General features: G+C 54.2%; 11 protein-coding genes. 1 reads left to right on the top strand and 10 read right to left on the bottom strand.

Annotated features, from left to right (window positions below):
• A partial coding sequence (locus tag AC5OW4_RS13125; protein ID WP_493677067.1) for a cell division protein FtsZ occupies positions 1 to 491 on the bottom strand: 491 nt, incomplete at its 3' end.
• A gap of 21 nt (positions 492 to 512) precedes the next feature.
• The gene (locus AC5OW4_RS13120; RefSeq protein WP_072684194.1) at positions 513 to 1,778 is read right to left on the bottom strand and encodes a cell division protein FtsA; all 1,266 of its coding nucleotides are present in this window, start codon (positions 1,776 to 1,778) and stop codon (positions 513 to 515) included.
• Between the two features lie 290 nt (positions 1,779 to 2,068).
• Here AC5OW4_RS13120 and rpmB point away from each other — a divergent pair, with 290 nt between their 5' ends.
• Complete coding sequence (gene rpmB, locus AC5OW4_RS13115; RefSeq protein WP_006058954.1) at positions 2,069 to 2,263, top strand: 50S ribosomal protein L28; 195 nt, start codon at positions 2,069 to 2,071, stop codon at positions 2,261 to 2,263.
• A gap of 249 nt (positions 2,264 to 2,512) precedes the next feature.
• On the opposite strand, the gene AC5OW4_RS13110 is transcribed toward rpmB, so the two are convergent.
• The 8 genes from AC5OW4_RS13110 to rsgA form a co-directional block, all read right to left on the bottom strand.
• Positions 2,513 to 4,462: a helix-turn-helix domain-containing protein gene (locus AC5OW4_RS13110; protein ID WP_229100730.1), complete on the bottom strand. Its 1,950-nt coding sequence runs from the start codon at positions 4,460 to 4,462 to the stop codon at positions 2,513 to 2,515.
• Between the two features lie 115 nt (positions 4,463 to 4,577).
• Entirely contained in the window at positions 4,578 to 5,075 is a 498-nt protein-coding gene (locus tag AC5OW4_RS13105) for a GNAT family N-acetyltransferase (protein WP_195548212.1), read from the bottom strand.
• Entirely contained in the window at positions 5,072 to 5,665 is a 594-nt protein-coding gene (locus tag AC5OW4_RS13100; protein ID WP_295769977.1) for a P-loop nucleotide/nucleoside kinase family protein, read from the bottom strand. Before AC5OW4_RS13100 ends, AC5OW4_RS13105 begins: the two co-directional genes overlap by 4 nt.
• Before the next feature lie 175 nt (positions 5,666 to 5,840).
• Positions 5,841 to 6,047, bottom strand: coding sequence for a hypothetical protein (locus AC5OW4_RS13095; protein WP_229100729.1), 207 nt, complete (start codon positions 6,045 to 6,047; stop codon positions 5,841 to 5,843).
• A 6-nt stretch (positions 6,048 to 6,053) separates the two neighbouring features.
• Positions 6,054 to 6,530, bottom strand: coding sequence for a M24 family metallopeptidase (locus AC5OW4_RS13090; RefSeq protein ID WP_295769981.1), 477 nt, complete (start codon positions 6,528 to 6,530; stop codon positions 6,054 to 6,056).
• 113 nt (positions 6,531 to 6,643) lie between these two features.
• Positions 6,644 to 7,261 (bottom strand): thiamine diphosphokinase, encoded by a 618-nt coding sequence (locus AC5OW4_RS13085; RefSeq protein WP_195548210.1) that lies wholly within the window; start codon positions 7,259 to 7,261, stop codon positions 6,644 to 6,646.
• A complete protein-coding gene (gene rpe / locus AC5OW4_RS13080) occupies positions 7,255 to 7,902 on the bottom strand; it encodes a ribulose-phosphate 3-epimerase (protein WP_006058947.1) in 648 nt (215 codons plus the stop codon). The genes AC5OW4_RS13085 and rpe overlap by 7 nt, the downstream gene beginning before the upstream one ends.
• The coding region (gene rsgA, locus AC5OW4_RS13075) for a ribosome small subunit-dependent GTPase A (RefSeq protein WP_493677065.1) at positions 7,902 to 8,352 on the bottom strand (451 nt) is incomplete at its 5' end. The genes rsgA and rpe, both read right to left, overlap by 1 nt.

Here is an 8,352-nt window from a genome sequence, read left to right as displayed (position 1 = left end):
TTGTTGGAAACGATGATCAGAGAATCAATGAATTCGCTCAACTGACTTAAACCGGCTTCGGCCTGCGCCATCCGCCGCGGTCCTTCAAAGGAGAACGGCTTGGTGACGATGCCGACGGTCAGCGCGCCCATTTCCTTGGCGATCTTCGCAAACAGCGGAGAAGCGCCGGTGCCGGTGCCGCCGCCCATGCCGGCGGTGATAAAGACCATATCGGAACCCTGCATCGCTTCGCGGATTTCTTCTTCATTTTCCAAGGCCGCCTTGCGTCCCATTTCCGGGTTCGCACCAGCGCCTAAGCCGCGGGTTGTTTCCCGGCCCAGTATAATTTTGTTTTCTACCGGAGACTTGTTGAGATCCTGCATGTCGGTATTGGCGACATAGAATTCAACGCCCTGAACGCCTTCCTCGACCATGCGGTTCACGGCGTTGCAGCCGGCGCCGCCGATGCCGAAGACTTTAATTTTCGCAACCTGATTGTATTCTAAATCCATCTTCATTCATCCTCTCGTTTCCTATTTCTGTTTGGCTTCAAAAAGCATGTCTTTTAATCGTTTTGTAATCGAATCGTCAACGCTGGTTTTTTCTTTCTTCAACCCGCCGATCGTCACCGCTTTTTCAAACTGTGCGGCGTTCACGCCGACCTGATCGGTATTTAACAGCGGCTGCTGATCCTTGTAAGCATAGAACAATCCCAGACACCCGGTTAACGCACTGTCGCGCACACCCAGGGTTTCCGGATAATACACCTTCGCCGGCGCTCCCAGATGATCCTGGACATATTCCGCGATTTCCTGCAGCTCGCCGCCTTCGCCGACGATCACAATCTGCGTCTTGCCCGCTTTGAGGATCGGTCGGCACATTTGTTCAATCTGTTCCATCCAGGATTCCAGTGGTTCCCGAATCGCTTCGCACAGTTCCTTTTCGGAAAGCGTGTACGTTTTTGTATTTTTTGACCAGATATAGATCGGCGTCTGCACCGGACGACGCTGATTCAATCGCGTGTTGTATTTGACTAAGCGGACGGCTTCCGCCAGCGGCAGTTCGTACCGTTCCACCAGCGCCTGGCTCCACTGATCGATTCCCTGTTCGATAATCTCACAGCTCGCCAGCTTGCCCTTGGACAACAGCGACAGAGTCGTCGTCTGTTCTTCCAGCCGGATTAAAATTAAATTCTGATCCATCGTCTGCTCGAACAACGCCGCTTCCTTCGCGATCGCAAAGCTGTCCAGACTGATATCCAGCACTTCCAGCCCCGCCTGTTCGACACAGCTGACATATTCAAACGCGATCTTACGGTTCGCGCATAACAAATCGACGTCCACCGTCAGCTCGTCGCACAGCTCGCCGATCGGCATCCGCCGCGTCGAGATCCCATTGCACGTATACCGCACGCACACTGCGCTGATCAGCGCCAGTCCGTTCTCAATTTTCGTTTTCATGGCGTTTTTAACCGCTTCCCGAACATCAAGAACGGTTACCCGGCGGTCAAAAGAAGAAACCGGCACCGTAATCTTCAGCGATTTGCGCATCATATCCCGCGAGGGAATGGATAACAAAACCCGTTCAATCCGTGCACCGATCATGCGGGAAGCGTTTTCCGCCGCCCTCCGGATCGCTTTGACAATTTCATTGGGTTCCGTCAGCTGATGAAACTGAACGCCCGCCACAGGAACCCGTTCGACTTTGATTATATTAAAGCGAGTATTGAAGAACTCGCCTACCAGCAATCTAACTTCGTGATCCGCTATCTCCAGCGCCGCGAAAATCTGCTTGTCCATGCCTTTTTCGACCCCCTGAGCTACACATATATACTATATCATAAAACACTATTCAACAAAAGAATTTTTCCAACAATTCGCTTTGCCTTCCACGCCGGATAAAAATGATGTCAGCTTCCTGCGAACGCTGGCGATTTTGGCAGAAATCCGGCGGTTTTTCGTATTTCCAAGCCGCCGTTGTAAAAAAATCCTTTTTCTTTATCACCTTTTTCGGATAACGCCTTGCATTTTTTGGATGATCATGTTATAGTTTACAAGCGAAATTAAGACAGAAAGGGGGGTTACGGTTAATGTCTAGAGTATGTGCCGTATCCGGTAAAAAAGCCTTATCAGGAAATAAGCGTTCTCATTCCCTGCACGCATCCCGCCGCAAGTGGAACGTTAATTTACAAAAAGTTAAAGTGATGGTTGATGGTAAGCCACAGCGAATCCGTATTTCCGCCCGTGCTTTAAAAACACTGAAGGCTCAGCAGAAAAACGGTTAATTAAAAAGGAGTTCACGCTCCTTTTTTTCTTGGCTCAAGTTTCTCTCTGGCTGGTCTCTGTCAGGTTAAAGCCGGAAGACGCTGCTGCAAGCAGGCTAATTATTTTAATCTCGGTATTTAGAAAAAAAATTATTTAACAGGACCGCAGCCCAGGAAAATTGTTCTTTTTCCGATCGTCTGCGGTCTTTTTTTTCCAGATACTTCCAGGCGTTTTTCACTCAACTTTTGCTTTATTTCAGGATCGAACGATTACTCCGGCTGGGCATTGTTTTCCGCTTCCCGGATCGGGATCGTGTACTCCCCTTCGCTTTGCCATAGGCCGTCGCAATGCAGCCAGTCCGGTCCTTCGCAGCGGACAAGCCAGAAACGATAGTGAAGCCGGTCTTCCGCGATCCCATCGTAAAGCAGCCACAGCGTCTGACCGCCGTCGCTTTCCAGCAGCGCCTGCTGCCCATCGGTGCTGAGCGAAGCTTCCTTTTGCGCAAAGGCTTCATCCAGCAGGATCTGCATCGCCTGTGCGGGGGAACGGCGGTTAATATACATATAGGTTGTATCATAAAGACCGCTGACAAAATAATGCACCAATTCCGGCACCGCTGGAAACTCAGGTTCCAGCTCCACGGGCTCCAGTCCGCTCATTCCTTCCTCCAGGGAAGGCATCAGCGCTGCCAACACGGCGTTCTCCGCCCGCATCAAACGGAGCTTATAGGTCATCGTAAACGCTTCGCCGCTGGGTCCGGCGCCCTGGTTGCCTGGGGAAACCGCCCATTCGTTCGTTTTGACCTCCACGAGCTGATCGGCATCGGTCCCCGCCAGCACTTGTACAGAAGCCAGTTCCACGCGGATATCGACGCCGTTAACCCGATAGCCTTCATCCCGCTGACGCAGGGTCAACAAACTCAGCCAGAGCGGATCGGTGCTGGCGGTGTCCAGCTTCATTGCGCCGTTGGGTAATGGCTGCGATAACGTCGGATCCGCAAGGATCGTCTGACGCATCACTTCAACCAACGGCGTTTCGTCTTCCTCCGGAAGGTCCGGGGTCTGAAATAAACCGACATCAGGCAGGGGCGAGGTGCGGACAAAGTTCAGCGGCGCGGTCGGGTTCATTGCGACCGGACAGAGAATCAGCGAACCGTCGATGAACAGATCCTGTTCGTTCAACGTTCCCTCCTCGCTTAACACCAGCGTCCACTGCGGCAGTCCGTCCCGGCACAACGCCAGCGCCAGCGTCCCGAACGGCACCGCGTCGTCATAAGCATAATCTTCCTGAAGCGTTCCATTTTCCAGATGAATTCCCGTGCGGTCGACTACGATTTTCCAGCCGGCCGCGTTGGTTTCCATCAACGACCATTCGCCCTGGATCGCCGAAGCCATGTTATGATAGCTGATCGGATCGCCGCGGTCGCCAAACGTCGCGATCATCTGATGAACGCTCCGGTCCAGCGTTTGATAGGTGATTGCACAGACATCCTCGGCCAGCCACTGCAGCTTCACCGGCCCTTCCACCGTATAGGGAAACGTGTCTTTTTCACGCCGGTAAAGACCATAGCGGCTGCGGCAGAGCACAGTCTTCCCGGTTGTTTTATCCTGCTTGATCACGACCTGATGACGGCCGTCAGCGGAAAAGCTGATCGTTGTCGGCCGCTGCTGGATCGCCTGCTGCAGCTGCCAGCCAAACCCCGCCATCAGCACCAGCGCGATGCCCAAGCCGCTTTTTCGCCAGCTGGGCGTGCGGATCACAACGCTGCCGGATAAAGTCAATGCCAGAACCAACATTAAATTTAACAGCGGTGAAATCCAGTCCGCAATGTATTCCCAGCCTCGGGCACGGACGATCGTGTACGTCACAATTTGAAGCGCAAGAATTCCGACCGCCACGATCAGGCATACGATGGCCGCCGCAGTCCAGCCGTGGCGTCGCTGCCGGGTTTGCCGCGCCTGATCCAGCTCGACCAGTGAAGGCGATTCGGTTTGAGGCGTCTCCGTCTGCGCAGCGGCAGGGTCATCCTGAACGAGCTCGTCGACTGAAATTCCAAAGCAATTCGCTAACTGACGCAGCTTGTCCAGACTGGGAACTGATTGTCCGGCCTCCCACTTTGACACCGCCTGCCGGGAAACCGCGCATTTTTGAGCCAGCTGTTCCTGTGTCCAGCCGGCCGCTTTGCGCCTCCGCTGAATATTTTCCGCTAATTTCACCATCGTCCACTCCTTCCGACAGAAATCAGTGTAGCACGATCAAAACGGCATTTCCAGCCCAGAAACCGACAAAACAAAAAGGCAACCGACGGTTGCCAGGATCCTTCATCCTTCAGATTTATTCAACATGAAAAAGCAGGGAGATCTGATCTTCCGAACAATCCGCATGCCCGCTTTCCCGAGCGATTTCCACGCCACCCTGCCGGAAGTAAAACGCCAGCGCGCGTTCGTTGTGCTCATTGCAGCGGCAGCCAAAGACCGTGAATCCCGCCTGCTTCACCCGGCGTTCAATTTCCTGCCAGACCTGCCGTCCCAGCCCACGATGTTGAAAATCGGATATCAAATAGAGGGCGTTGACGCTGATCGGCGGCCCGGTCCATCCCGGACGGGGTTTTCCCAGCACAAAATAACCAGCGTCCTCCCCTTCCTCGCAAAGCAGCACGACCTGATTTGCCGGATCCGCGATCAACCGCCGGAATTTTTCCGCGTGCCGGGCTTCGTCAAACTTCAGGAGTTTTTGCGCTGGATAAATTCCCGTATAGGTTTCCTGCCACACCCGGCGTTTCAGCTTTGCCAGCCGGTCCGCCAACCCGGCGTTAGCTTCGATCATGATCATGCGTCCATCTGCTCCCGGATTTGTTCCGCCAGCCTTTCCACGTTGATGCGCGCCGGATCCGTGCAGTCAACCGGGATCAGCGTACCGATCGCAAAGCGCCGGTATCCGCGCTGCGCAATACTTTGTTCAAAAACATCAAAGCTCAGCGTCTTCACTTCTGTCGGTGCTCCGACTTCCGGATACCGGTCGTTCACGACATGGCCGCGGTGCCGGGTCGGCGATTGATCACGCTTGACAAACCGCTCATAAACCGCCCGGGTTTCCCCATCGAACAGAATTGTGATCATCCGGCAGCCGGTTCGCTCCTGCAGCGCCTGCAAGCCCGGCTGGGAAAGATCCTCAAAATTATTCTCCAGAATCACCGACTGACCGGCCGCTAAACAACGCTCTGCCGCATAATAAAGAATTTCCATCGCCGCCAGACCGAGCTGAACCTTTTCCTGCCGGCTTTGAAAACCAATCCGGTCGAACAGCTTCTCTTTGATCTCATCCTTGGACAACATCGCGATCCCCAGCTTTTCGCTGAGCCGGAGCGCCGCCGTGGTTTTTCCGCTGGCCGGCATCCCGGCAATACAAATACAAGTTTTCATCGTCATGTTCAAAATCAAGACTCTCAATCAGGAAGGCTTGATTATTTACTCCTTTTTTTCATTATACCGCACCGGCGGCATTCCGCCAACGGACTCACGGTCTTGATTCCTGCGGTTAAGTCGGATCATCTTCATCAGGCAGGAAAACGATGCCGCATCCTCAATCCGACTATCCTTACAATCGCTTCAGCTTACCCTTTTCAAAATAATAGATGTCTTCCTGCTTAAAGCCATAAAGCGAACCCGGCAGACAAATATGGGGTTCAAAGGTAAACATTTTAACGTCCGACAATTTCGTACCATTCCCTTTTTCAATGTAGATCCGATCTTGTTTATCCTGAACGATCGAATGGCCCAGATTTCCCAGATAATCCAGGTTCACAAAGCCTTACTTTGTGATTTCTTCATTCATGACATAATATAACTCCTCAAACGTCATGGCTTCCGTTGCCGCCTCCGTCAAAACGTGATGCAAATGATCTTCCATGCGCAGTCCCCGCTTCCATTCCGGATGGCGGATATCCGCCGGATGAACAACCACTTTCCCGGCTTCGATCACAATCGTTCTTGCGTAATCGCCCCAGATCCGCTGACACTGCGGGCTCAGATCTACGGTCAGAAGATCATTTTCATGAATCCGCCGGTCCGCGGTTGTATAGTCTTTCCCGGAAATTGAAATTGTCGTTTCCTCCCCGGAAAAAACAAACGCCCCGACATCATAGTACCAAAATGAATCGGCCCCGTTTTCCAGCATAAACCGCTCGCATAAGCTTCTTACTTCCACTAACGACATCCCCGCCGATAAATTCTGCATCAGGTATTCCATCGTCGCCCGGCTTAAATTCTGCATCGTTAAAGAATCCACGCTGATCTCTCCTTTTAAAGACAAAGCCTTACTCCCCGTTGAGGAAATAAGGCTGTTCAGATAATTTTATTTCAAACATGCGTTTGTGCGGCTTTCCTTCGCTGAGAATTGGATTATTCGCCTTCGTCGCGGCTGCGGACGACAAGCAGCCGGCCCTGATCCAGCGTCAGTACCGCTTCGTCCGCCGCGATTTCATTCGAGATGCCGATCGTGTCGCCGCGCTCCATCACATAATGATCGAGCGGATATAGAAACCCTTCCAACGTCAGCACCGCCGGCTCCACCGCGAAAAAGGAAATGAAGCGGCGGGCATCGGGATGAAACACATGCCGTCCCGAATCCAGACAGAACAATTCATTGTTTTTCTCTCGCAGAATGACCGGCAGCTTCTGATGCATGACCAGAAGCAGATTGGCCAGCTGATGATCCTGTCTTCCGCCGACCCCGCCGATCAGAACCATCGGATTATAGCCTTGCCCGGCAGCCCAGCGCAGCGCCGACAGCGCGTCGGTTTCATCCTTCATCGCCGGCAGCACCTGCATCTGATCGGCATATTGCCGGATCAGTTCCTTTTGCGGCGGAGTGACCGAGTCAAAATCGCCGATCGCCATTACCATTCGCCGGTGTGCTTGAGCGCAGATCAGCGCCCCGCGGTCCGCGCCGATCAGATCCCCTTCAGCCAGCGTACAGTCCTGCGCCAGCCCCAGCACGATCGTGCACGGCTTTAACATAACGAATCAACGGCTTCCACAATGTTGTTTTTAAAGATATAGCTGCCGGCGACCAGCACATCCGCGCCGGCCTCACGGCACAGCTTCCCGGTTTCGGCGTTGATCCCGCCGTCGACCTCGATCCGCAGATCAGCGCCGGCCGCCTGCGCCCACTGGCGCAGCACGGTAATTTTATCCAATGCCGACGGATCAAACTGCTGCCCGCCGAAGCCCGGTTCCACCGACATCACCAACACCAGATCGAAATCCTGCCACAACGCTTCCAGCACGGACACCGGCGTTTGCGGCTTGATCGAAATGCCCGGCTTCACGCCTAGCGCACGCAGCTCTTTGGCCAGCGCGCGGCAGTCCTGGGCATCGTTCATCGCTTCGTAGTGAAACGTGATCCACTGCGCTCCCGCCTGGGCAAAGACCGGCGCGTACTTCCGCGGATCGCTGATCATCAGATGCACGTCCAGCTGGCGGTCGGTCAGCTTGCGGAACGCCTTGAGAATGTCCGGGCCGAACGTCAGGTTCGGCACAAAATGGCCGTCCATCACATCATAATGCAGCCACTGGGCGCGGGAAGCGTTGACCGCGTCCATCTGGGAATTCAGCTGGGAAAAATCCAGCGATAAAATCGAGGGGGATATGATCGTCATCAATATTTCTCCTTTCGGCCCTGCACCAGGGTCAGACAATCCAAATAGTCCGCATAGCGGATCCGGGAGACCTGCCGGTCTTCTACGGCCTGCTTGATCGCGCAGCCCGGTTCGTTTTGATGAATGCAGTCGCGAAACCGGCACCGGCCTAAATACGGCGCGAAGTCCGGGACGCTCTGCGCCAGCTCGGTCGGCGTCATGCGGCTGAAATCCAGCGAGGAAAAGCCCGGCGTATCGGCCACCCAGCCGCCGGCCACCTCGTGCAGCTCGACATGCCGGGTCGTATGCTTGCCGCGGCCCAGCGCTTTGGAAATCTCCTGAGTCTGCAGCTGAAACTCAGGGTTCAGCTTATTCAATAAGGAAGACTTGCCGACGCCGCTCTGACCGGTCAGCACCGTCACCTTGCCCCGCAGCACCCCGGCCAGGTTTTCAAGATCGGATGAGCGTCGT

The sequence above is a fragment of the Holdemania sp. genome (assembly GCF_986127675.1).
This window is presented reverse-complemented; position numbering and strand designations above follow the sequence as displayed.

Bases quoted from the DNA above. Each gene is read 5' to 3' on its own strand.
- AC5OW4_RS13120 (WP_072684194.1), bottom strand. From the start codon at position 1,778: ATGGACAAGCAGATTTTCGCGGCGCTGGAGATAGCGGATCACGAAGTT.
- rpmB (WP_006058954.1), top strand. From the start codon at position 2,069: ATGTCTAGAGTATGTGCCGTATCCGGTAAAAAAGCCTTATCAGGAAAT.
- AC5OW4_RS13110 (WP_229100730.1), bottom strand. From the start codon at position 4,462: ATGGTGAAATTAGCGGAAAATATTCAGCGGAGGCGCAAAGCGGCCGGC.
- AC5OW4_RS13105 (WP_195548212.1), bottom strand. From the start codon at position 5,075: ATGATCATGATCGAAGCTAACGCCGGGTTGGCGGACCGGCTGGCAAAG.
- AC5OW4_RS13100 (WP_295769977.1), bottom strand. From the start codon at position 5,665: ATGAAAACTTGTATTTGTATTGCCGGGATGCCGGCCAGCGGAAAAACC.
- AC5OW4_RS13085 (WP_195548210.1), bottom strand. From the start codon at position 7,261: ATGTTAAAGCCGTGCACGATCGTGCTGGGGCTGGCGCAGGACTGTACG.
- rpe (WP_006058947.1), bottom strand. From the start codon at position 7,902: ATGACGATCATATCCCCCTCGATTTTATCGCTGGATTTTTCCCAGCTG.